20 protein-coding genes and 1 riboswitch are annotated in these 20,955 nt (G+C 70.1%); of the genes, 8 read left to right on the forward strand and 12 right to left on the reverse strand.

Translation table 11 applies throughout. The features are described 5' to 3' along the window. Window positions 1-132: 132 nt before the first annotated feature. From AC4D2C_RS10660 to AC4D2C_RS10690, 7 genes are all read left to right on the forward strand, one after another. The gene (locus AC4D2C_RS10660; RefSeq protein WP_490914697.1) at window positions 133-1,452 is read left to right on the forward strand and encodes an extracellular solute-binding protein; all 1,320 of its coding nucleotides are present in this window, start codon (window positions 133-135) and stop codon (window positions 1,450-1,452) included. A 104-nt stretch (window positions 1,453-1,556) separates the two neighbouring features. Further along, the gene (locus AC4D2C_RS10665; RefSeq protein ID WP_490907487.1) at window positions 1,557-2,462 is read left to right on the forward strand and encodes a carbohydrate ABC transporter permease; all 906 of its coding nucleotides are present in this window, start codon (window positions 1,557-1,559) and stop codon (window positions 2,460-2,462) included. Beyond that, window positions 2,462-3,310, forward strand: a complete 849-nt coding sequence (locus AC4D2C_RS10670; RefSeq protein WP_490906591.1) for a carbohydrate ABC transporter permease — start codon at window positions 2,462-2,464, stop codon at window positions 3,308-3,310. The genes AC4D2C_RS10665 and AC4D2C_RS10670 overlap by 1 nt, the downstream gene beginning before the upstream one ends. Before the next feature lie 38 nt (window positions 3,311-3,348). Next, the gene (locus AC4D2C_RS10675; RefSeq protein ID WP_490914699.1) at window positions 3,349-4,734 is read left to right on the forward strand and encodes an ABC transporter ATP-binding protein; all 1,386 of its coding nucleotides are present in this window, start codon (window positions 3,349-3,351) and stop codon (window positions 4,732-4,734) included. Between the two features lie 91 nt (window positions 4,735-4,825). Continuing rightward, entirely contained in the window at window positions 4,826-6,496 is a 1,671-nt protein-coding gene (locus tag AC4D2C_RS10680) for a helicase HerA-like domain-containing protein (protein ID WP_490914701.1), read from the forward strand. Further along, window positions 6,487-6,921: a hypothetical protein gene (locus tag AC4D2C_RS10685; RefSeq protein ID WP_490914703.1), complete on the forward strand. Its 435-nt coding sequence runs from the start codon at window positions 6,487-6,489 to the stop codon at window positions 6,919-6,921. The genes AC4D2C_RS10680 and AC4D2C_RS10685 overlap by 10 nt, the downstream gene beginning before the upstream one ends. Window positions 6,922-6,947: 26 nt before the next feature. After that, the gene (locus AC4D2C_RS10690; protein WP_490914705.1) at window positions 6,948-7,931 is read left to right on the forward strand and encodes a hypothetical protein; all 984 of its coding nucleotides are present in this window, start codon (window positions 6,948-6,950) and stop codon (window positions 7,929-7,931) included. A 28-nt stretch (window positions 7,932-7,959) separates the two neighbouring features. Here AC4D2C_RS10690 and AC4D2C_RS10695 read toward each other — a convergent pair whose 3' ends face one another. The 11 genes from AC4D2C_RS10695 to AC4D2C_RS10745 form a co-directional block, all read right to left on the reverse strand. Continuing rightward, window positions 7,960-9,051 carry an SDR family oxidoreductase gene (locus tag AC4D2C_RS10695; RefSeq protein ID WP_490914707.1) on the reverse strand — a complete coding sequence of 364 codons (1,092 nt, stop codon included), beginning with the start codon at window positions 9,049-9,051 and terminating at the stop codon, window positions 7,960-7,962. 67 nt (window positions 9,052-9,118) lie between these two features. Beyond that, the gene (locus tag AC4D2C_RS10700) at window positions 9,119-11,101 is read right to left on the reverse strand and encodes an NHL domain-containing thioredoxin family protein (RefSeq protein ID WP_490914709.1); all 1,983 of its coding nucleotides are present in this window, start codon (window positions 11,099-11,101) and stop codon (window positions 9,119-9,121) included. After that, on the reverse strand, window positions 11,098-13,248 hold the full coding sequence (locus AC4D2C_RS10705; protein ID WP_490914711.1) for a bifunctional copper resistance protein CopD/cytochrome c oxidase assembly protein: 2,151 nt from the start codon (window positions 13,246-13,248) through the stop codon (window positions 11,098-11,100). Before AC4D2C_RS10705 ends, AC4D2C_RS10700 begins: the two co-directional genes overlap by 4 nt. Window positions 13,249-13,367: 119 nt before the next feature. After that, window positions 13,368-13,646 (reverse strand): HU family DNA-binding protein, encoded by a 279-nt coding sequence (locus AC4D2C_RS10710; protein WP_104051767.1) that lies wholly within the window; start codon window positions 13,644-13,646, stop codon window positions 13,368-13,370. A gap of 247 nt (window positions 13,647-13,893) precedes the next feature. After that, window positions 13,894-14,199, reverse strand: a complete 306-nt coding sequence (gene rpsN, locus AC4D2C_RS10715) for a 30S ribosomal protein S14 (protein WP_026545363.1) — start codon at window positions 14,197-14,199, stop codon at window positions 13,894-13,896. A gap of 3 nt (window positions 14,200-14,202) precedes the next feature. Further along, window positions 14,203-14,370 carry a 50S ribosomal protein L33 gene (gene rpmG / locus AC4D2C_RS10720; RefSeq protein WP_019481734.1) on the reverse strand — a complete coding sequence of 56 codons (168 nt, stop codon included), beginning with the start codon at window positions 14,368-14,370 and terminating at the stop codon, window positions 14,203-14,205. Then, window positions 14,370-14,606, reverse strand: a complete 237-nt coding sequence (rpmB, locus tag AC4D2C_RS10725) for a 50S ribosomal protein L28 (protein ID WP_043441573.1) — start codon at window positions 14,604-14,606, stop codon at window positions 14,370-14,372. Before rpmB ends, rpmG begins: the two co-directional genes overlap by 1 nt. 304 nt (window positions 14,607-14,910) lie before the next feature. After that, window positions 14,911-16,053 carry a glucose-1-phosphate adenylyltransferase family protein gene (locus AC4D2C_RS10730; RefSeq protein WP_490914712.1) on the reverse strand — a complete coding sequence of 381 codons (1,143 nt, stop codon included), beginning with the start codon at window positions 16,051-16,053 and terminating at the stop codon, window positions 14,911-14,913. A gap of 111 nt (window positions 16,054-16,164) precedes the next feature. After that, window positions 16,165-16,677 carry a MarR family winged helix-turn-helix transcriptional regulator gene (locus AC4D2C_RS10735; protein WP_490914714.1) on the reverse strand — a complete coding sequence of 171 codons (513 nt, stop codon included), beginning with the start codon at window positions 16,675-16,677 and terminating at the stop codon, window positions 16,165-16,167. Between the two features lie 175 nt (window positions 16,678-16,852). Beyond that, complete coding sequence (locus AC4D2C_RS10740; RefSeq protein ID WP_490914716.1) at window positions 16,853-17,470, reverse strand: M23 family metallopeptidase; 618 nt, start codon at window positions 17,468-17,470, stop codon at window positions 16,853-16,855. A 43-nt stretch (window positions 17,471-17,513) separates the two neighbouring features. Next, window positions 17,514-18,296, reverse strand: coding sequence for an SGNH/GDSL hydrolase family protein (locus tag AC4D2C_RS10745; RefSeq protein WP_490914718.1), 783 nt, complete (start codon window positions 18,294-18,296; stop codon window positions 17,514-17,516). Between the two features lie 83 nt (window positions 18,297-18,379). On the opposite strand from AC4D2C_RS10745, the gene AC4D2C_RS10750 reads away from it, so the two are divergent. Next, window positions 18,380-19,384, forward strand: coding sequence for a diacylglycerol/lipid kinase family protein (locus AC4D2C_RS10750; protein WP_490906576.1), 1,005 nt, complete (start codon window positions 18,380-18,382; stop codon window positions 19,382-19,384). 46 nt (window positions 19,385-19,430) lie between these two features. Here AC4D2C_RS10750 and AC4D2C_RS10755 read toward each other — a convergent pair whose 3' ends face one another. Further along, the gene (locus AC4D2C_RS10755; RefSeq protein ID WP_490914719.1) at window positions 19,431-20,621 is read right to left on the reverse strand and encodes a M23 family metallopeptidase; all 1,191 of its coding nucleotides are present in this window, start codon (window positions 20,619-20,621) and stop codon (window positions 19,431-19,433) included. A gap of 3 nt (window positions 20,622-20,624) precedes the next feature. Then, window positions 20,625-20,828, reverse strand: a riboswitch (cyclic di-AMP (ydaO/yuaA leader). Between the last annotated feature and the right edge of the window lie 127 nt (window positions 20,829-20,955).

Genomic DNA, 20,955 nt, shown 5'->3' on the forward strand with positions numbered 1-20,955 from the left:
CGGGATCGTAAGCAGCCTGTCTAGCGATTTACCGCGCCAAGGCATAGGGTCGAAAAAGCAAGGTTGCTTAGGCTGCCGATTCGACCGAACCGTCAGTCGGGTTGTCTACAAGGATGTGGAGGCTCGGTACGAATGCCCAGTAGTCGACGAACACGCACCGCCGTGAAAAACCGTCCGAGAGGCACCGTCCTGGCGGGCCTCGTCATGGGAACCCTGGTGATGAGCGGCTGCGGCCCCGCGCAGGCGGACAACTCCCTCACCTGGTACATCAACCCGGATGCCGGCGGCCAGGCCGCCATCGCGCAGAAGTGCAGCGACGAGTCCGGCGGCCGCTACAGCATCGAGACCTCGCTCCTCCCGAACGACGCCGCCTCGCAGCGCGAACAGCTCGCACGCCGCCTGGCAGCGGGCGACGCGTCGCTCGACATCATGAGCCTCGACCCGCCGTTCATCCCCGAACTCGCCGAACCGGGCTTCCTGGCGCCGGTCCCCGAGGACGTCGCCGAGGCCACCACGGAGAACGTCGTCGAGGGCGCCATCGCCGGTGCCACCTGGAAGGACGAGCTCGTCACGGTCCCGTTCTGGGCCAACACCCAGATCCTCTGGTACCGCAAGTCGGTGGCGGAGGCGGCCGGCCTCGACATGTCCGGGCCCGTCACCTGGGAGCAGGTCATGGAGGTCGCGCGGACCCAGGAGAAGACCCTCGGGGTGCAGGGCGCGCAGGCCGAATCCATGACGGTGTGGGTCAACGCCCTCATCGAGTCGGCAGGCGGTTCGATCATCGTTGACCCCGAGGCCACGGCCGACACCATCGAACTGGGGCTGGACACCGACGCAGGCATCGCGGCGGCCGATGTGATCGCTACCATCGGCAAGGACGGCCTGGGCGGTCCCGGCCTTCCCACGCAGGCCGAGAACGAATCCCTCATCGGCTTCCAGGGTGACTCGGGCTCCTTCATGGTCAATTGGCCCTTCGTCTGGCCCGCCACGGTCGCCGCGGTCGAGGCCGGCACGCTGGACCAGTCCGTCCTCGACGACATCGCCTGGGGCATCTACCCCCGGATGTCGGAGGACCAGGAGGCGGCCCCGCCGCTCGGAGGGATCAACCTCGGCGTCGGGGCAGCCAGTGACAACCCCGAACTCGCCTACGAGGCGGTCCAGTGCATCGTCTCCGTCGAGAACCAGTCCGAGTACTTCCTGACCAACGGCAACCCGCCGGCGAACACCGAGGCCTACGAGGACCCCCGGATCGAGGAGTCCTTCCCGATGGCCGAGACCATCAGGGATTCCCTCCAGGTCGCGGCACCCCGTCCGCAGACCCCGTTCTACAACGAGGTCTCCACCGGCATCCAGCAGACCTGGGCGCCACCCTCCGCCGTCGACCCGGACAGCACGCCGCAGTCGTCGAGCAACTTCATCATCTCGGTCCTCAGAGGGGAGCAACTCCTGTGACCTCCGCCATCCCAGCGAGAACAAAGACGGCGTCACCCACCGAGCCCGGTCCGAAGCTGGACGCAGGCAATAGCAAGGGCAGCGGCAACGGGAAGAAGCAGCGGATACAGTACAGCGACCGCACCCGCGCGGAGCGGCGGCTCGGCTGGATCCTTGCCGGTCCGGCGTTCGTCATCATGCTGCTCGTCACGCTGTACCCGATCCTCCAGGCCATCTACGAGTCGCTGTTCCGCTTCCGGCTGACGGCGCCCGATGAGCGGGCCTTCATCGGCCTCGAGAACTACATCGTGATCCTGTCGGATCCGGTCTGGTGGTCCGGGCTGTGGACGACGGTCCTGATCACCGTCGTCACCGTCGTCGTGGAGCTCGTCCTCGGGTTCGCCCTAGCGCTCGTGATGCACAAGGCACTGAAGTCGGTCCGAGGGTTGCTGCGCACCGCGATCCTCGTGCCCTACGGCATCATCACCGTGGTCTCCGCGTTCGCCTGGTTCTACGCCTTCGACATCAACTCGGGCTACGTCAACAGCTGGTTCGCCTGGCTGCCGGGCATCGACGAGAACCTCAACTGGTTCGCCCAGGGCCCCACCGCCCTGTTCGTCATCATGGCCTCCGAGATCTGGAAGACCACGCCGTTCATCTCGCTGCTCCTCCTCGCCGGCCTCGCGCAGGTACCGGATGAGCTCAGCGAGGCGGCGAAGGTCGACGGCGCCACCTGGTGGGAGCAGATGCGCAAGGTCATCATCCCCAACATGAAGGCGGCGATCATGGTCGCCGTCCTCTTCAGGGCCCTGGACGCCTTCCGCATCTTCGACAACGTGTTCATCATGACCAACGGCGCCTACGGCACGGAGGTGCTGTCGCTGCTCGCCTACCGGCAGTCCATCAGCAGACTGGAGATCGGGCTCGGCTCTGCCGTGTCCGTGCTCCTGTTCCTCTGCGTCCTGCTGATCTGCTTCGTGGCGATCAAGCTGTTCAAGGTCGATCTCGCCGGATCGCAGGGAGGAAAGTAATGACGAACACCAGCACCAGGAACAAGGTCCTCTGGGCGGTCGCCACGGTCCTCGTCCTCGTCTACGCGCTCTTCCCGGTCCTGTCGATTCTCGCCACGTCCTTCAAGTCCCCGAGCGACCTGACGAACGGGAAGTTCCTCCCCTCGTCGGGCACCGCAACGACGAGCAACTACGAGCAGATCCTCGTGGGCGACGCCCAGGGGCTGTTCCTCTCGGCCCTGCGCAACTCCATCGGCATCTCGCTCATCGCGACGTTCATCGCCGTGGTGCTGGCGACGCTGTGCGCCTACGCGATCGCCCGCCTGGACTTCCCCGGCAAGAAGCTCATCCTGACCACGGCACTGGCCGTCTCGATCTTCCCCGTCATCTCGATCGTGACGCCGCTGTTCAACCTGTGGCGCACCATCGGCCTCTACGACACGTGGCTCGGCCTGATCATCCCGTACCTCTCGCTCACGCTCCCCATCTCCATCTGGACCCTCGCCGCGTTCTTCCGGCAGATCCCTTGGGAACTGGAGCAGGCGGCCCAGGTCGACGGCGCCACGACGTGGCAGGCGTTCCGCAAGGCCATCGTCCCGCTCGCCCTGCCGGGGGTGTTCACGACGGCGATCATCGCGTTCTTCATCGCGTGGAACGACTTCGTGTACGGCATCTCGCTGACGTCCACCGAAGCGGCGCGGCCCGTGCCCGCCGCGCTCGCGTTCTTCACCGGGGCCTCGCAGTTCGAGTCACCGACCGGAGCCATCTCGGCGGCCGCGATCATCGTCACGATCCCGGTGGTCCTCCTCGTCCTCCTCTTCCAACGCCAGATCGTCTCCGGCCTGACCTCGGGCGCCGTCAAGGGCTGACGGCCCCTCGCGGCGCGCTCAAGAAAAGGAATCGCACCATGGCTTCAATCACCCTCAACCACCTGGTCAAGAAGTACGGCGACGGTTTCCCCGCCGTCAACGACATCAGCATCGACATCGCGGACGGGGAGTTCATCATCCTCGTGGGCCCGTCGGGCTGCGGGAAGTCCACGCTGCTGCGCATGATCGTGGGCCTCGAGGACATCACGGACGGCGACCTGCTCATCGACGGCCAGCGCGTGAACGACAAGGCGCCCCGGGACCGCAACCTGGCCATGGTGTTCCAGAACTACGCCCTGTACCCGCACCTGACGGTGTACGAGAACATCGCGTTCCCCCTGCGCCTGGCCAAGGGCAAGCACTCGGAGGACCAGGTGAACAAGCTCGTCACCGAGGCCGCGGCGACCCTGGAGCTGACCGACCATCTGCAGCGCAAGCCCGCGAACCTCTCGGGCGGTCAGCGGCAGCGTGTCGCGATGGGCCGGGCCATCGTCCGCCAGGCGGACGCGTTCCTCTTCGACGAGCCGCTGTCCAACCTGGACGCCAAGCTGCGTGGGCAGATGCGGTCGGAGATCTCCCAGATGCAGCGGCGCCTCGGTGTCACCTCCGTGTACGTGACGCACGACCAGACCGAGGCCATGACCCTCGGCGACCGCGTCGCCGTGCTGAAGAAGGGCGAGCTGCAGCAGATCGCCTCTCCGCGGGAGCTGTACGAGCAGCCCGTGAACCTCTTCGTGGCGGGCTTCATCGGCTCGCCGTCGATGAACTTCCTGCCCGCGACCCTCGAGGGCACCACCCTGAGGACGGCGCTCGGCGACATCAGCATCCCGGAGGACAAGGCCCGCAAGGCGGCCGGCAAGCGCGTGGTCCTCGTGGGGGTCCGTCCCGAGTTCTTCGAGGACGCCAAGCTCGTGGAGGACAGCAAGCTCCCCCACGGGTCCACGTTCACGGCGACCCTCACGCACACGGAGTGGCTCGGCAACGAACAGTACGGGTACATCAACTTCGACCCGGCACCCGAGATGCGCGAGCTCCTCAACAGTCTCGCCCGGGATATGGACGCCGACGAACTGCGCCCGCAGGTGGTGGTCACGCTCGACGCCGCGAGCCGCATCCGGGGCGGGCGTGAGGCCGAGATCTGGCTGGACACACGGAAGCTCCACCTGTTCGACGCCGAGACCGGGGAGAACCTGACCCGTGATGCCGAGGCGGGTGCCGCGCTGACGCTCGAGGCCGCCGAGGACCGCGCGGAGGAGATCGCGACCGCCCAGCAGGCGGACCGTGACGGGAGCGCGTTCGGCAACGGGGCCTCCGGCAACGGCACGTCAGGCAACGGAACGTCGGCCGCGGGGAACGCCACGGTGGATGCCGGCGCCCGTTCGGGCGGCTCGTCAGCAGCCGGGGGCAAGCACGCGGCAGGCTGACCGGCCCCGGGCGGTCAGCCGTCCCGGAGAGCACCTACACGGCAGGACCGGCACCCGGGAGGGCACCGGTCCTGCTGTGTAGTGTGGCCCTATGGTCGAACACGACGGCGCCGCCCAGGTCGCCGACATCACCGCCGGGTACGTCTTCGAGGGACCGACCCTGCACCTCGGGGCGGCGCTGGTGGGCGGCACGGTGCACGCCGACGCGCAGGTGCGCCTGCCGCTCGCCATGATGAACCGGCACGGCCTGATCGCGGGCGCCACGGGCACCGGCAAGACCGTGACCCTCCAGGTCCTGGCGGAGCAGCTCTCCGCACAGGGCGTCCCCGTGTTCCTGTCCGACATCAAGGGCGACCTCACCGGGCTCGCCGCGCCGGGAACGGCGTCGGACCGGCTGACGAAGCGCACGGCGAGCGTGGGACAGGACTGGACACCCACCGGCCTCCCCGTCGAGTTCCTCACCCTCGGCACCGGGGACGGCGTCCCCGTCCGCGCCACCATCTCCTCCTTCGGTCCCCTGCTCCTCAGCCGTGTCCTCGACCTCAACGAGACGCAGGAATCCAGCCTGCAACTCGTCTTCCACTACGCGGACCGGAACGGCCTGGAGCTGTACGACCTCGCCGACCTCCGCGCCGTCATCGTCTTCCTCACCTCCGACGAGGGCAGGGACGCCCTGAGCTCCCTCGGCGGCCTGTCACGCGCCACGGCCGGCGTCATCCTGCGCGGACTCGTGACGCTGGAGGCACAGGGCATGGACGCGTTCTTCGGCGAACCGGAGTTCGACACCGCCGACCTCCTCCGGACCGCACCGGACGGCCGCGGGATCATCACAGCGCTGGAACTCGTCGGCGTGCAGCAGAAACCGCGGCTGTTCTCCACGTTCCTGATGTGGCTGCTGGCCGACCTCTTCGCCGAACTGCCCGAGGTCGGTGACACGGACAAGCCCCGCCTGGTGTTCTTCCTCGACGAGGCGCACCTGCTCTTCACCGGTTCCTCGAAGGCCTTCCGCGAGTCCATCCAGGCGACCGTGCGGCTGATCCGGTCCAAGGGTGTGGGTATCTTCTTCGTCACGCAGACACCGAAGGATGTGCCCGCGGAGGTCCTCGGGCAGCTCGCCAACCGCATCCAGCACGCGCTGCGGGCCTTCACCCCCGACGACGCCAAGGCCCTCCGCGCCACGGTGTCCACCTTCCCCATGAGCGACTACGACCTCGAGGAGGTCCTGACCTCGGCCGGGATCGGCGAGGCCGTGGTCACCGTGATGAACGAGCGCGGTGCGCCCACGCCGGTCGCGTGGACGCGGCTCCGCTCCCCCGAATCCGTTCTGGGCCGCGGACCCGAGGGGACGGTGTCCGCCGCCGTCGCCGCCTCCCCCCTCCTCCCCCGGTACAGCCAGGCCGTCGACAGGCATTCCGCGTACGAGAAGCTGACCGGACGGTCCGACGGCGTCCCGGCCGGCGCACCGGTTCCGCCTCCCGACCCGCCGGCGCACGATGCCGGGCCCACCGGGCCGTCGCGCGAGGCACGCGAGGCGCGCGACGAGGAGGCGCGCCGCATCGAGGAGGAGATCCTCGGCCCGCCCCCGCGCCGGGTACCCGAGCACGCGGAGCGCCGCCCGGACCGGGACGAGCGGACGACGGCGGGCCGCGGCCCGGACCGGGACGAGCTGGCGGATCTCGCCCTGAAGGCGGCCGGGGTCATCGGCAAGGAACTGGCACGCGGCCTGTTCGCCACGAAACGCCGCAAGCGCCCGTGGTCCTGAGCCTGCGGGCACCGGGGGCGGTGTCCGAGGAGACACGTGCTGCGGTGGTGATCGAGTTCGTGTCGGCGGGCCTGACGGCGCTGGGACTCGGACTGTTGATCGCAGCACTCGTCATCCGGCTGATCTACGGCTCGTGGACCCGTACGCAGGCCATCACCTTCGACCACGAGGGACACCCGTACCTCCGCTGGCACGATCACCGGTACCGGATCGTGGAGGCGCTGTGGTCCGGCGGTATCCGGCGACGGCAACAGGGTGCCGCCCCGTCACCGCTACCGCCCGGTGAGGACGTCACCATCTTCTACCAGGCGAGGAACCCCGTGCAGTGGACCCTCGAGGAGCCGTACCGGGGCACCCGGGTGGTCGCCGTCGTCGGGCTCGTGTGCGCCGTGCTCGGGGCACTCCTGGGCTTCCTGCCCGGCTGAACCGGACGAGCCGGTACCGTTGAGGGGTGCAAACCACTCCTGTCGTGAAGGCGCTCGCGGGCTGGCTGCTGGCGCTCATGCTGGTCGGCACGGGCTTCCTCGCAACCGTCTCCCTCCTCAACGGGCAGCTGTACGGCCCCGAGCACCAGGTCCGCCTGTACCTCGACGCGCTGCGCGACGGCGACGGCGGCAGGGCGCTGGGCCTGCTCAACGCCTCGGTGCCGGAGGGCTCCAACCCCGCCCTGCTGGACGGCGAGAGCCTGGAGCGGGCGAGCGCGTCCCTCGAGGACGTGACGGTGGGCGACGCACGCGAGGCGGGCTCGGACCGCGTGGAGGTCCCCGTCACCTATACGCTCGACGGAGCGCAGACGACCACCGCCTTCCCCCTCCAGCGCGTCGGCACCGAATGGGGCCTGTTCACCGTGTGGCGGTTCGAGCAGAGCGTCCTGCCGACAGTCGAGGTGTCCGCCGTGAACAGCGTCCGGGCCACGGTGAACGGCGTCGACGTCGGGCTCCCCGACGGGAAGGCATCCCTCGCGTCCTTCTACCCCGCAGCCGTCACGGCGCAGTACGAGGACAGGTACTTCTCGGCGCCGGAGCGCCACGCGACGGTCACCGGCCGGGACGCTCCGCCGCCCCTGGCGCTCGCCACCGAGGCCACGCCCGAACTGACCCGGACGGTCGACGACCAGCTGCATGCCTTCCTGGACGACTGCGCCCGCCAGACCGTCTTCCAGCCCACGAACTGCCCGTTCAACTACATCACCAACGAGCGGCTGGCCGGGGATATCACCTGGTCCATCGAGGACTACCCCCAAGTGTCCATCACGGCGAACGACGGCGGGTGGCTCCTGGCGCCGCTGCGCGGGTCCGCCCGCATCGAGACCCAGCTCCGGGACTTCTTCTCGGGCGACGTCCGGGACGTGGTCGAGTCCGTGCCCTTCGAGTTCGGCGCCGACCTCGCGGTGACCGGGGACGCCATCACCGTCACGCCCGTGGTCCGCTACTAGGCGCTGCCGCTACCCGGCACGGCCGGCATCACGGGATGAGGCGCTCGGCGCGGTAGCGGTCGAACAGCGCGGTGAACGCGTCCGGGGTCCGCCGGTACCCGGTGAACCCCGCCACGCGGCTCTTGCCCATGTCGGTGACCACCTCGATGTCCCGCCCGAGGTCGCCGTCGGTGTGCCACCAGGAGGCCATCCGATCCAGCCGGGGCTCCGCGAGGCCGTGGCGCTCCGCGATCCCTGCCCACTGCGCGTCGCGGCCGGCCATGGCCTGCTCGAGCGGGCGCGGCGCGCCGCTGTACCCCTCCCACTCCACGCCGAAGTAGGCGGCGAGCTGCGGCCATAGCCAGCGCCACCGGAAGACGTCGCCGTTGACGATGTTGAACGCCTGGTCCGCGGCCGCGGGAGCCGTCGAGGCCCACAGCATGTGCTCGGCGAGGAGCCCGGCGTCGGTCATGTCGGTGAGCCCGTTCCACTGCGTCTCCGACCCGGGGAACACGAACGGTTCGCCCGCCTCGCGGCAGAGGGTGGCCTGCGTGGCGAGCGTCAGCCCCATGTTCATGGCGTTACCGACCGCATGGCCGATCACGGTGTGCGCCCGGTGGACCGACCACGTGAAGCCCTGCTCCGACGCCGCGGCGAACAGCTCGTCCTCCTGCGCATAGTAGAAGTTCCGGACCGGCAGGCGCGGCTCCTCCTCGTGGAACGGTGTATCGGCCATCTGCCCGGCAGCATAGGCCTCGAAGGGCCCGAGGTAGTGCTTCAGCCCGGTCATGAGGGCCACATGCGCCACGTCCTTGCCGCGGAGGGCGAGCAGCAGGTCCCGCAGCATGCCCGCGTTGACCTCGATGTTCGCCGCCTCGGTGTCCTGCCGCGACCAGGCGGTGAAGAACACGTGCGTGGGCCGCTCCGGGGCGAGGGCGGCCGCCACGGCGTCGGCGGAGGTGAGGTCCGCGGACAGCCAGCGGACGCCGTCCTGCCCGGCACCGGGCCTGCGGGAGAGCGCCAGGACCGCCCAGCCCTCCGCGGTGAGCCGCTCCACGAGCGCTGACCCGGCGATACCCGTGGCTCCCACCACGAGAGCCGTGGGCCGTGTCGGTGCTGCGGGTCCGCTGTCGGTGGTCATGGTGGACTCCTCGTCGTGGTGCTGGTCGTGCGGTCTGAGTCGGTGGGTCGGCGGCGGCGCGGCGGGGTCAGTCCAGGCCGCGCAGGTCCAGCGTCAGGGCGGTGTCGCCGTCGGCCGTGACCGACACCGGGATACCCCAGTCCTGCTGGTACAGATGGCAGGCGGCGTGGTCGGGGATCTCCCCGCCCGGCTCGCCGTCGCAGGACGCCGCCCGCGCCGTGATGTGCAGGACGCCGTCGCCCGCATCCGGGGACAGCACGAGTTCCCGCGTCAGTCCCGTGGACGTACCTCCGCCGGAGACCAGCAGGGACTCCGGGGAGGCGCTGATCTTCAGCTGCGTGGGGTCGCCCCAGCGGTCGTCGAGCTTCTGTCCCGTGGGCGCGGAGAAGCGCACGGTCAGGGCCACGGGCCCGGCGGACATCGGCGTCTTGGGCCGCTGCGTCCGGGACGCGCCCTCGTCGACGGCGAGCGCCTCCTTGGGCAGCGGCACGCGGACGAGCTGGTGCCGGTTCGCTTCGACGACGATCAGCAGCGGGTCCCCGCCGTCGGCGACGGGGGTCATGTCGACCAGCACGTCGGACGGCTCGGACAGGCCGCGCAGCAGCGTGGAGACCTGGCGCGTGGCCGGGTCGTAGCGGCGCACGGCTCCGTTGTAGGTGTCGGCGATGGCGATGGAGCCGTCGGGCAGGGCGGTGACGCCGAGCGGGTGCTGCAGGCGCGCCTGGTCGGCGTCGCCGTCCCGGAAGCCGAAGTCGAACAGGCCGGTCCCGATGGCCGTCTGCACCTGCACGCGCCTGCGCCCGTCGACCTCGAGGAAGGACAGGATCCGCACCGACGACGTCTCGGAGTCGGCGATCCAGATGGAGCCGTTGGCGTCCTCCGCGAGACCCGAGGACTGGGCGAACCAGGCGGCGGAGGCGTCGCCGTCGAGCAGTCCCTCCAGGCCGGTACCGGCGAGGACCTCGACGGCGTGGGTGCGGGGGTCGTAGGTGAAGATCTGGTGCGTGCCGGCCATGGCGACGACCACGCGATCCAGGACCGTCGAGTGGAGCACGTCCCAGGGGGAGGACAGCGAGATGTTCAGGGCGTCGGTGCCCAGCTGCGTCTCCGTGAGGCGCGGCGTCTCGCTCTCCGCGCCGACCTCGTGCGCGTTCTCCTGTCGGCCCGTCTTGGTGTGGTTACCGGCGTCGAGCAGGCGCTGCGTACCGTTCCCGGCGAGCGTGCGCACCTCACCCGTGGCGAGGTCCACCCCGCGGAGGCGGTGGTTCACCGAGTCGGCGACGACGACGTCGTATCCGACCTCCGCCGCGAGCCCTGCCGGGAGGAGGGCGACGCCCTGGGGCTCGTTGAACCGGGCCTCGCCGGCCGCGCCGTCGCGGAAGCCCTTGGTGCCGGAGCCGATGGTGCGGCGCACGGTGACGAGGTCCGCCTCGAGCTCCACGAGCCGGTGGTGGCCCGTGTCGCCGGCCAGGAAGGTGCCGGTGGCGGGCAGGGCGAGGAGCTTGCCCGGGAACTTCAGCTCCCCGGCCGTGCTCTCGGCCGGCACGTAGGGCCCGTCCCCGCGGTGCAGCGTGCCCTTGGCCTCGTGCTCGGCCACGAGCTCCTCCACGAGGGAGGTGAGCCCTGCGGCGTGGCCCTCGCCGGAGAGGTGCGCCACGATGTAGCCCTCGGGGTCGATGACCACGAGCGTCGGCCAGGCGCGCGCCGTGTAGGCCTGCCAGGTGGTCAGTTCCGGGTCGTCCAGCACCGGATGGTGGATGTCGTAGCGCTCGACGGCGGCGGCGAGCGCCACCGGGTCGGCCTCGTGCTCGAACTTCGGGGAGTGCACGCCCACCGTGACGAGGACGTCCGAGTACTGCTCCTCGAGGGGGCGCAGCTCGTCGAGGACGTGGAGGCAGTTGATGCAGCAGAAGGTCCAGAAGTCGAGGATGACGATCTTCCCGCGCAGGTCCTCGAGCTGCAGTTGCTTCCCGCCGGTGTTCAGCCAGTTGCGGCCGGTCAGCGCTGAACCGCGCACGCGGTAGCCGGTGCGCACGGTGGTCTCGGTCATTCGGTCTCCCCTGCAGAGTCTCCTGGTGTGGCCCGCGCGGGGGGCTGCTGCCCTGGCCTGCGGGTTCCGGCGTCGCGCTTGGCGAGGTCGGCGAACATGCTGTTGTAAGCCGCCAGGTCGGCGTCGTTATTCCTGTCCGCCGCGCGGTCGGTGCGCTTCGTCTCCCGGGCGTCCGATCTGGACCACATGATCGCGACGCCGATCGCGAGCAGCAGCGTCGGGATCTCGCCGACGCCCCACGTCACGGCACCGCCCACCTGCTGGTCGGCGAGCGCCGAGACACCCCATTCGCGGCCCATGTTGCCGAACCAGGACGCCTCGAGCAGGGAGGTGGAACCCATGAGGGTCACACCGAAGAAGGCGTGGAAGGCCATGGTGGCGAACAGGAGCACGATCCGCAGCGGGTAGGGCGCACGGAACGGGACCGGATCGGAGCCGATCATCGAGAGCACGAAGATGTACCCGGTGATGAGGAAGTGCGTGATCATGAGCTCGTGGCCCACGTGCTCGCGGAGCGCGAACCCGAACAGCGGCGAGTAGTAGAAGACGATGATCGAGGCCACGAAGTTGCCGGCCGCGAAGAGCGGGTGCGTGATGATCCGTGACGGCCAGGAGTGCACGATCACGAGGATCCATTCGCGGATGCCGCGCGTGCCGTCGCGTCGCGCGTCGAGGGCCCTGAGTGCCAGCGTGACGGGCGCTCCGAGGACGAGGAACAGCGGCACCACCATGGTCAGCGCCATGTGGTCGATCATGTGGGCGCTGAACAGCACCATGCCGTAGATGGCGGGGGCGCCGGACGTGAAGTAGGTGAGCAGCAGCAGACCCACGATCCAGCTGACGAGCTTCAGCGGCGACCAGGAGTCGCCGCGGCGGTGGAGCTTCACCGTGCCGAGGATGTAGGCGACACCGAGGGTCAGGGCGACGGTGATCCACAGCCAGTCGGGCCGCCACTCGCTGAGCCAGCGCATCGGGGTGGGCTCGGGCGGGAGGTCGTACCCCGTCAGGATGCGGGCAGGCCCTGCCGCGGTGGGCAGTTCCTCGGCGCGGGGAGGCGCGGTGCGGCCGAGGGCCCCTGCCACGCCGGAGACCGCGGCCATGATCACGAGTTCCACCGTGATGAGCTGCCACAGCACCCGTCGCGCGGACAGCTTCGACGCGGCCGTCCCGGCGGCGGCTTCCAGCTGCGGGATGATCCACTGCCGGTGCATCCAGCCGATCCCGCCCAGCAGCAGCGTGGCGATGGTCTTGAAGGTGACCAGCAGGCCCCACTGCGAGCTGAGCTGCGCGAGGTCCGTGATGCGGAGGCTCGCGTTCACCACGCCCGAGGCCACCACGAGCAGGAACGCGAACCCGGCCAGGGCCGAGAAGCGCTTGAGGACGGGCAGCGTCTGCTCGCCCAGCTTGCCGCCGACGACGGCGAGGGAGATGATCCCGCCCACCCACAGGCACACCCCGACGAGGTGGAGGGCGATCGAGTTGACGGCCGCGTTGTGGTCGTCGCCGCTGGCGGAGTGGCCGATCAGCGCCATGGGCAGCAGGTTCAGGAGCGCCAGCACCAGGGCCAGCGCCAGCCCGATCTGGGACCGCACCCCGAACAGGACCGTGGCGAGGACGGCGGACACGATGGATGTCACGAGCCAGGCGCGCCCCGTGGAGAAGTCGGTGAGGAACGCCGCGAGGCCCTGCGTGTAGGTGGGGTCGGAGCTGAGCGGGAGGCCCGCCGCGTCCGAGTAGGTGAAGACCATGACGCCCAGCGCGCCGAGCGTCCAGGCGACAGCGGAGGCGGAGGCAAGGAGCAGCACGCGGGAGAAGGCCGGATGCTCGCCGGCATCCTCCCGGGGCTTCCGCCCCTTCGAGCCGACCTGCCGCGGCAGCATGACGACGGCGAAGACGAGGGCACCGATGGTGGCGGCGGCCGCGGTGTTGTTGAGTACCTTGGCCACGGGAAGGCCCCACCGCGTCAGGGCACCGGGGTCGCCGAGCTGGCGGGCAGCCGCCGCGCCGGAGAAGAACAGGGCGACCACGAGTGCGGCGAGGACCGCGACGCCGGCGAGAACCAGCCAGACGGTCCCGATGGCGCGCTCCGGGGAGGTGCTGGCGAGCGTCTCGCGCGGGTGCTTGGCAGTAGTGGACACATACACCATTCTCTACCCGCAGTAGAAATAGGGCGAATTCCCCGCGCCCCCCACGCTTCGGGCGGATCCGTGCAGGAACGACGGAGGGCCGCTGCCATGATGGCAGCGGCCCTCCGGTGGAACGTGGACTACTTGGCGGAAGCCTTCAGCTTCGAGCCGGCGGTCAGCTTGACGCTGTGGCCGGCCGCGATCTGGATGGTCTCGCCGGTCTGGGGGTTGCGGCCCGTGCGGGCTGCGCGGCTGGTGCGCTCGACGGCGAGCCATCCGGGGATGGTGATCTTCTCGTCCTTGGCGATGGACTCGGCGAAGACGTCGAACAGCGCGTCGAGGACGCTGTTGACTGCAGCCTGGCTGGTGTCAGCCTTCGCTGCTACCTCGGAGACAAGTTCACTACGGTTCTTAGCCAATTTAGGTCCTCCTGGACGTACTCTTCGGAACGAGCTTTTCGCGGTATTCGAAAAGCCTCTGTTCGAAAACCTATCAGCTTGCACGCGGTGTTCCGCGTGTTTACGCGGCTTTTCGGCTCGATCGGGGCCGGATTGACCCAGTTCCGGTCTCTTTCGCGGGCTTCGGGCGGGAAACGGCAGAAGCCGGCAACCCGCGGGTTGCCGGCTTCTGAGGTGCCGTGCGGAGGGCGTCACGCCCCGGTGGCTGTTACCAGCTCGACTTGGTCACGCCGGGCAGCTCGCCCCGGTGCGCCATGTCACGGAAGCGGACACGCGAGATGCCGAACTTCTGGAGCGTGCCGCGGGGGCGGCCGTCGATCTGGTCGCGGTTACGCAGGCGAACCGGCGAGGCGTTCCGGGGAAGCTTCTGCAGGCCGAGGCGTGCTGCTTCGCGGGCTTCGTCGGTGGCGTTCTCGTCGACGAGGGTCTTCTTGAGCTCGAGGCGCTTGGCCGCGTAGCGCTCGACGATGACCTTGCGCTGCTCGTTGCGAGCAATCTTTGACTTCTTGGCCATGGTTTAGCGCTCCTCTCGGAATTCGACGTGCTTGCGGATCTTGGGGTCGTACTTCATCAGGACCATGCGGTCCGGATCGTTACGACGGTTCTTCCGCGTCACGTAGGTGTAGCCCGTCCCTGCGGTGGACTTCAGCTTGATGATCGGACGTACGTCCTTGTCCTTTGCCATTAGAGCTTCACTCCCCTCGCGAGGATCGACGCGACGACAGCGTCGATACCGCGGACATCGATCGTCTTGATGCCGCGGGCCGAGACCTGCAGCGTCACGTTGCGGCGCAGGGAAGGCACGTAGTAGCGCTTCTTCTGAATGTTGGGGTCGAACCGGCGCTTGTTGCGGCGGTGCGAGTGGGAAATGCTGTGTCCAAAGCCGGGCTCGGCTCCGGTCACTTGGCAGTGGGCTGCCATAACTCTCCTCCAGATTAGATGAACGTGACGGAATCACTTGTTGAGCGTCCCGCCACCAGTAATGACACCGCTATTACTGCAGCTTTCCGGAGGTTGGCCTGGCAGGGTGAGAACCTGCCGAAGCGCCTCGCCGCGGGGAAGACGGTGAAGATCGGGCGTCGCGCAGCCTCGCGGCGCACAGCCCGACATTTCAGGTAGTCGCGGGTAGCCGGGCGGACTCCGTCCCGCCCATGGACGGATCGGCGTCAGCCACAGCCAAACGCCCTACCATACTACCGACAGGATTCGGCTTGACCAAAACGGGTCAGTCGCCCATCCGCCCATCCCGGTCGACGACGACGGGCTCGTCCGGTCCTGCCCCCGCGCAGTCCCCGGACACGACCGCGCCGGAGTCGACGATCGCGTACCGGACGCGGCCTCCTGCGGTGATCCGCACGCGGTTGAGCAGCACCGAGTCCTCCACGACGGCGCCGGCCTCCACCGTGGCACCCGAGCCGATGACGCTCCTGCGGACGGTACCGCGCACCGTGGCTCCGGGGGCGATCAGCGCGTCGGCGACCACGGCGCCCTCGCCGATGCGCGCCGGGACCAGCTGCGGGGGCTCGGTGAGGATCGGCCACTGCGGGTCCGCAAGGTCCAGCCCCCGGCCGTCGACGAGGTCGAGGTGGGCGCGGAGGTAGTTGACCGGCGTCCCGAGGTCCCGCCAGTACCCTTCGAGCCGGTGCTCCACCACGGCGCCGCGTTGCACCAGGTGGGGAACCAGGTGGTGTCCGTAGTCCCCGAGCCCGTCCTCGGTGTCCTGCAGGCCGTCGAGCGTGTCGAGCAGGGCGGCCGCGGTGTAGAGGAAGATCTCGGCTGCCACGATGCTCGTGGGAGGGCTCTCGGGCTTGTAGGCGAAGTCGGTGACCCGGCCGGCGTCGTCGACGGTGGCCACGCCGTGGTTGGAGGCGTCACCGTCGAAGTCGACAGTGACCATGGTGAGGTCCGCGCCGGTGCGGAGGTGCGTGTCGACGACGTCGCGGTAGTCGAGGCGGTAGAGGTGGTCGGAGCTGAGCACCAGGACGAGGTCCGGCGCGAAGTCCCGGATGAAGGCGGCCTGGCGGAGCAGGCCGTCCGCGTTGCCGTCGGCGAAGCCCTCACCTTCCCTGCCGCTGAAGGGCGGCAGGACCAGCAGGCCGCCGCGCGTGCGGTCGAGGTCCCAGGGCCGGCCGTTGCGGAGGTGGTCGTTGATGGTCTTCGGCTGGTACTGCTCCATGATCCAGACGTCGGAGATGCCGCTGTGCTGCAGGTTCGACAGTGCGATGTCGATGAGCCGGAAGCTGCCGCCGAGGGGCATGGCCGGCTTGGCGCGGTGGTCCGTGAGGGCGCCGAGGCGGCCGCCCGCCCCGCCGGCGAGGACGATCGCGAGGACGCGGGGTTGGTGCCGGAACTGTCCGTGCGGGGCCATCTGACGTCCTCTCCCCGGCCCGCGCCGGGTGCTGTCGGATCCTCGGGACGGGGGTGCCCGGCCGAGGGGAATCGGGGAATCGGGGGAATCGGCACGACGCCGATGCCGGGCCTAGGGCGACCGGGGCGAGGCGCTCGCCCCGACCTCCTCGCCGTCGGCCAGGATCCAGTGGGCGCTGTCCATGCCGCGGAGGATCTTGCGGCCGACCCGCTCGAGGTCGGCGACGTCCTGCCCGTCGAGGGCGTCGAAGACCGTGGCGCGGACCTGTGCGACGTGCGCGACCGCGAGTTCGGTCAGCATCTCGAGTCCGGCGGGCGTCAGGGAGGCCGTCGTCACCCGGCCGTCGGAGTGGGACGGGAGGCGGGACACCCAGCCGCGCCCTTCCAGCTTCTTCACCACGTGGCTGAGACGCGAGAGCGACGCCGTCGAGCGTGCAGCCAGTTCGCTCATGGGCAGGCACCTGCCCTCGGACTCGGAGAGCATCGCGAGGACCGTGTAGTCGAACAGGGTGATGCGTGCCTCGCGGAACAGGTGCGCGTCGAGGCTCGCGGGGACCAGGGACGTCAGCGCATACAGTGCCAGCCATGCGCGCCGCTCGTCCGCTGTGAGCCATTGCGCCGCCATCCGCTCATTCTGGCACACCGGTTCCGGGCCGCCGAAGGGCTGCGCGCGGAGCGGCGCGGGCTTGCGGGCCGCCACCGGGGGTGCTTGCCGGAGCCCGTCCGGCGCCGGGGCGGAGCGGTCCCCTCCCCGGGTGCCGGATCCGGTGCGCGCGGGCCGGCCTCCCGGCCGGCGGTCCTCACGCCCGGACGATCTGCGACTCGCGCGGCACCTCGGTGCCCGTGGCGGTCCGGAAGGCGAGGGGCAGCCCACGGGCGGCGCCCCAGTCGATGCTGTCGGTGACCTGCAGGTGCACGTGCGGCTGGGTGCTGTTGCCGGAGTTCCCGCACTCGGCCAGCAACTGCCCGGCGAGGATCCGGTCCCCCACCCGGACCCGGAGCGATCCCAGGCGCAGGTGGGCGACCAGCACGAAGGGCCCGCCCCGCTCGAGGGCGACGACGACGTGGTTGCCGGCTATCGCCGCCGGCCCGTCGTGGATCCGGCGGGACTGGCCCGCGGTGTAGGCCAGCAGCGCAGGCTGCGACCTCCGCGCTGCATGGTCCTCCTCGCCGTCGTGGGCGATCACGACGGTGCCGGCGGCCGGCGCCAGGACCGGGGCCCCGAAACCGACGAACGCCTCGGGTGGTTCGGTGGCCAGCAGGGCGCGCCACCCCCGCGAGGCCACCCGGCCGTGCGCGTCGACGGGGACGAGGTCGATGGCGTAGGTGGTGCCCATCAGGTGGGTGCCGTGGCTCGGTACGCGGCGGGCGGGGCTGTTGCGGGCTCGGAAGAACCCACGGAGGGGATACTGCAGCACGACCGGTTCACGAGTGGGCGGCAGCACGTCGGGCCGGGAGGCCTCAGGCCGGAACGGTCGCCCGGTCGGGCTGGACCGGCGTCGGGTACTTGGCTGTCAGTTCGTCGCCCGAGGAGACGCCGCGCAGGCGTCGTCCCACCCACGGCTTCAGGTACTCCCGCGCCCATTGCGCGTCCGCCTTGAGCTGCTCGGCCCGCCGGAGGACCGGGCGCGCCTCCAGCTCCGGCAGGTCGATCCGGTGGGAGGCCTTCAGCGCCTCGAGGACGCGCGCGGCCATCAGCGTGTGTCCGGCGGCGGACATGTGCATGCGGTCGACGTCCCAGTAGCCCCAGTCCTGGAACTCGCGCAGCCGCCAGTAGTCGACGATCGTCGCGTCGCGCTTGTCCGCGATCTCGCGGACCCACTCGTTGTAGACGGCCGTACGCCCGCGGGTCTTCCCGAACACGGCGGAGCCAGCCGCGTCGAAGCCCGTGAACAGCACGACGGCGGCGCCGGCGTCGCGGAGCCGCCCGACGCCGTCGTCGTAGTGCGCCATGAGGGCGTCGATGTCGATGCGGGGCCGCAGGATGTCGTTGGCGCCCGCGTAGAGGGTCACGAGCGTCGGCTGCAGCGCCAGGGCGGCGTCGATCTGCTCGTCGAGGATCTGGCGCATCTTCTTCCCGCGGATCGCGAGATTCGCGTAGCCCCAGGAGGGGTCGGCGAGGATGAGCTGCTCGGCGACGCGGTCCGCCCAGCCGCGCACGCCGTTGGGGGACGCCGGATCCCAGTCGCCCACCCCTTCGGTGAAGGAGTCGCCGAGGGCCACATAGCGCTGGGGAAAGTTCACGTCCCAAAGATTACCCTCGGCGCCGGGGACGGCCGGGATAAGCTCGACGAAGCCACCCGTTGACACCCCGCACGAAGGACACCATGCCCACCGACGTTTCACCCGCGCCGACCACCGACACCGTCGCGGATGCCGGATCGGGCGGCCGTCGAGCCGCGCTGATCGTCAACCCGATCAAGGCCACCACCGCCGACGTCGAGGGCGCCGTCCGGCGCATCTCCGCCGAGGACGGCTGGGAGGAACCACTCGTGATCGAGACGACCGCCGATGATCCGGGGCACGGCCAGGCCCGGGAGGCGCTCGAGGCCGGGGTGGACCTCGTCATCGCGGCCGGCGGGGACGGCACGGTCCGGTGCGTCGCCGAGGAACTCGCCGGCACCGGGACCATGATGGCCCTCGTGCCGCTGGGTACCGGGAACCTGCTCGCCCGGAACCTCGACATCGCCGTCGACGATCCGGATGCCGCCGTCGAGTCCGCTTTCCGCGGGACGGAGCGGACCATCGACGTCGTGCACGTCACCGTGGACCGCGCCCAGGACGCCCACGTGTTCCTGGTCATGGCGGGGATCGGCTACGACGCCGCCATCATGTCCGACACGCGGGATGACCTGAAGGACAAGGTCGGCTGGCTCGCCTATGTGGACGCCGGGATCAGGAACCTGCCCGGCAGGCCCTCGCGCACCACCATCTCCGTGAACGGGGGCAAGCCCTTCGAGCGCCGCCTGCGCAGCGTGATGGGCGGCAATTGCGGGAAGATCATGGGCGGCCTGGAGATCTTCCCCGGCGCCAGGATCGACGACGGCCTCATGGACCTCATGACCGTGGCCCCCAAGGGCAGGCTCGGGTGGCTGGCCGTCGTGGGCAAGCTGGTCGCGCGCGGCAAGGGCAGGAGCAAGGATCCGTCGCTGGAGTACTTCCAGTGCCGCACCGCCGAGATCACGCTGCGTGAGCCGCTCGAGGTGCAGCTCGACGGCGACGCCCTCGGCAAGGCGACGCACATGGCCTTCGAGGTCAGGCCGGACTCGCTCCGCCTGCGGATGCCGCTCGGTTACAAGGATCCCGCAGTCGTGAGCGAACCGCTGCCCTGACGGGGCCTCCGGCAGCTGCGGCCCACGCGCCGGCGGCTGCCCCCGGTCACAGCCAGGGCTGCGGGTCGACCTTCTCGTCGTGGACCAGAACCTCGAAGTGGAGGTGGCACCCCGTGGAGTTGCCGGTGCTGCCGACGGCGCCGAGGGGGTCGCCGCGCTTCACAGTGGTGCCGGCCGGCGCCTCGAGGGCGCTCATGTGGTTGTAGGTGGTCTTCAGCCCGTCGCCGTGGTCGATCACGATGCGCTGCCCTCCGCCGTAGGCGTGCCAGCCCGAGTCGACGACCGTCCCGGCGTCCACGGCCTTCACCGGGGTGCCGCAGGCGCTGGCGTAGTCGACGCCCGTGTGGAGCTCCGTCCCGAAACCGCCCATGGGGTTGACCCTGTACCCGAAGGTCGAGGCGACCGTCGGGGACTCCACCGGGGCGCTGAAGGCCTTGCGTTCCTTCGCTGCCGGTGCGAGGGAGGCCGAGAGCGCCCGCGCACTCGCGATGCTCGGGGCGATGCCTTCGGCGGCGGGCCCCGCAGCCTCGAGGCCGAAGGTCACCGTGGCTCCCGCGGGCGCGGTGACGGCCTGCGATACGCCGGACGCGGGGGCAGCGTCCGCACCGTCGGCGGGAGCCGAGGTGGCCGACGGCGCGACGGCGCCCATGAGCAGGCCGGCCGAGGCCAGGACGATGCCGGCGGTGGCGGCGTTGTCCCGGAGGCGGGTGAGCGACGCAGGGACAGTGCCGCCCCGGGATGCCGTCCGGCGGGTCGCCGGGGGACGCGCGTCCGTCCGTCGCTGAACCGGCGACGGCGTGCGTCCGCTGCTGCGGACGCTGCGGCGCGACGGCAGGGACACGGTGGCGTTGTCGGCCTCGGCGGCGTCGCCGATGCCGTCGATGGCGTCGTCGACAGGGATGTCGCGCGCGGCCCGCTCCCGGGCCCGGAGTTCGCGGCGGGTCGGCGGCGCGGAGGTGCTGGGACGCGGCGCATCCCCGGAAGGAGTCGGGACTGCGGCGGGCGCGGACGCATCGGGTCCCGGCTCCACGGGCGCGACGCCAGGGGTCGGCGCGGGAATGGACGGTGCAGCCGGCAAGGAGGCCGCGAAGAGGGGGCTGTGCACCGGGTGGGGCTGCGCACGCAGCGAGCGGCGGTTCGGCGGAGGGGTGTGCGCGGAAAGCTGCGGCGTCGCGTGGTGCTGGTCCGGGCGGGCGTCGGACGCGCGACGGCGCCCGGACATGAGCGTCTGGGTCAACTGCATACCTCTCTCACACGCCCGCGAAGTTAGCTGTCGGATTCGAGCAAGAGTTGACTCGGCCCCACGGCGCGGTCCTCGGCGCGGCAGAAGCGCAGGAAGGACCGTGCTGTCGACTATGCGTGAGGGCTTCACCCCGAGGCGGCTCGTGCCGCCGGAATGTGGGTCCTCCACCCCTGTCACAGGTTGTTCAGGCGGTCCGCTGACAGGGTTAGGCGTGCGGACCTGAATTCCACGATGGAGCTTTGACTGCTCAAACATAGGCGAGGAAAGGCGAAGTTACAATTCCGTTATCCAGCCTGTGGACAATTCATGCAATACTGCATTCCGTCAT

Source organism: Arthrobacter sp. TJ-240, from assembly GCF_058269195.1.

Bases quoted from the DNA above. Each gene is read 5' to 3' on its own strand.
- AC4D2C_RS10660 (WP_490914697.1), top strand. From the start codon at position 133: ATGCCCAGTAGTCGACGAACACGCACCGCCGTGAAAAACCGTCCGAGA.
- AC4D2C_RS10670 (WP_490906591.1), top strand. From the start codon at position 2,462: ATGACGAACACCAGCACCAGGAACAAGGTCCTCTGGGCGGTCGCCACG.
- AC4D2C_RS10675 (WP_490914699.1), top strand. From the start codon at position 3,349: ATGGCTTCAATCACCCTCAACCACCTGGTCAAGAAGTACGGCGACGGT.
- AC4D2C_RS10680 (WP_490914701.1), top strand. From the start codon at position 4,826: ATGGTCGAACACGACGGCGCCGCCCAGGTCGCCGACATCACCGCCGGG.
- AC4D2C_RS10695 (WP_490914707.1), bottom strand. From the start codon at position 9,051: ATGACCACCGACAGCGGACCCGCAGCACCGACACGGCCCACGGCTCTC.
- AC4D2C_RS10700 (WP_490914709.1), bottom strand. From the start codon at position 11,101: ATGACCGAGACCACCGTGCGCACCGGCTACCGCGTGCGCGGTTCAGCG.
- AC4D2C_RS10705 (WP_490914711.1), bottom strand. From the start codon at position 13,248: ATGGTGTATGTGTCCACTACTGCCAAGCACCCGCGCGAGACGCTCGCC.
- rpsN (WP_026545363.1), bottom strand. From the start codon at position 14,199: ATGGCCAAGAAGTCAAAGATTGCTCGCAACGAGCAGCGCAAGGTCATC.
- rpmG (WP_019481734.1), bottom strand. From the start codon at position 14,370: ATGGCAAAGGACAAGGACGTACGTCCGATCATCAAGCTGAAGTCCACC.
- rpmB (WP_043441573.1), bottom strand. From the start codon at position 14,606: ATGGCAGCCCACTGCCAAGTGACCGGAGCCGAGCCCGGCTTTGGACAC.
- AC4D2C_RS10730 (WP_490914712.1), bottom strand. From the start codon at position 16,053: ATGGCCCCGCACGGACAGTTCCGGCACCAACCCCGCGTCCTCGCGATC.
- AC4D2C_RS10735 (WP_490914714.1), bottom strand. From the start codon at position 16,677: ATGGCGGCGCAATGGCTCACAGCGGACGAGCGGCGCGCATGGCTGGCA.
- AC4D2C_RS10750 (WP_490906576.1), top strand. From the start codon at position 18,380: ATGCCCACCGACGTTTCACCCGCGCCGACCACCGACACCGTCGCGGAT.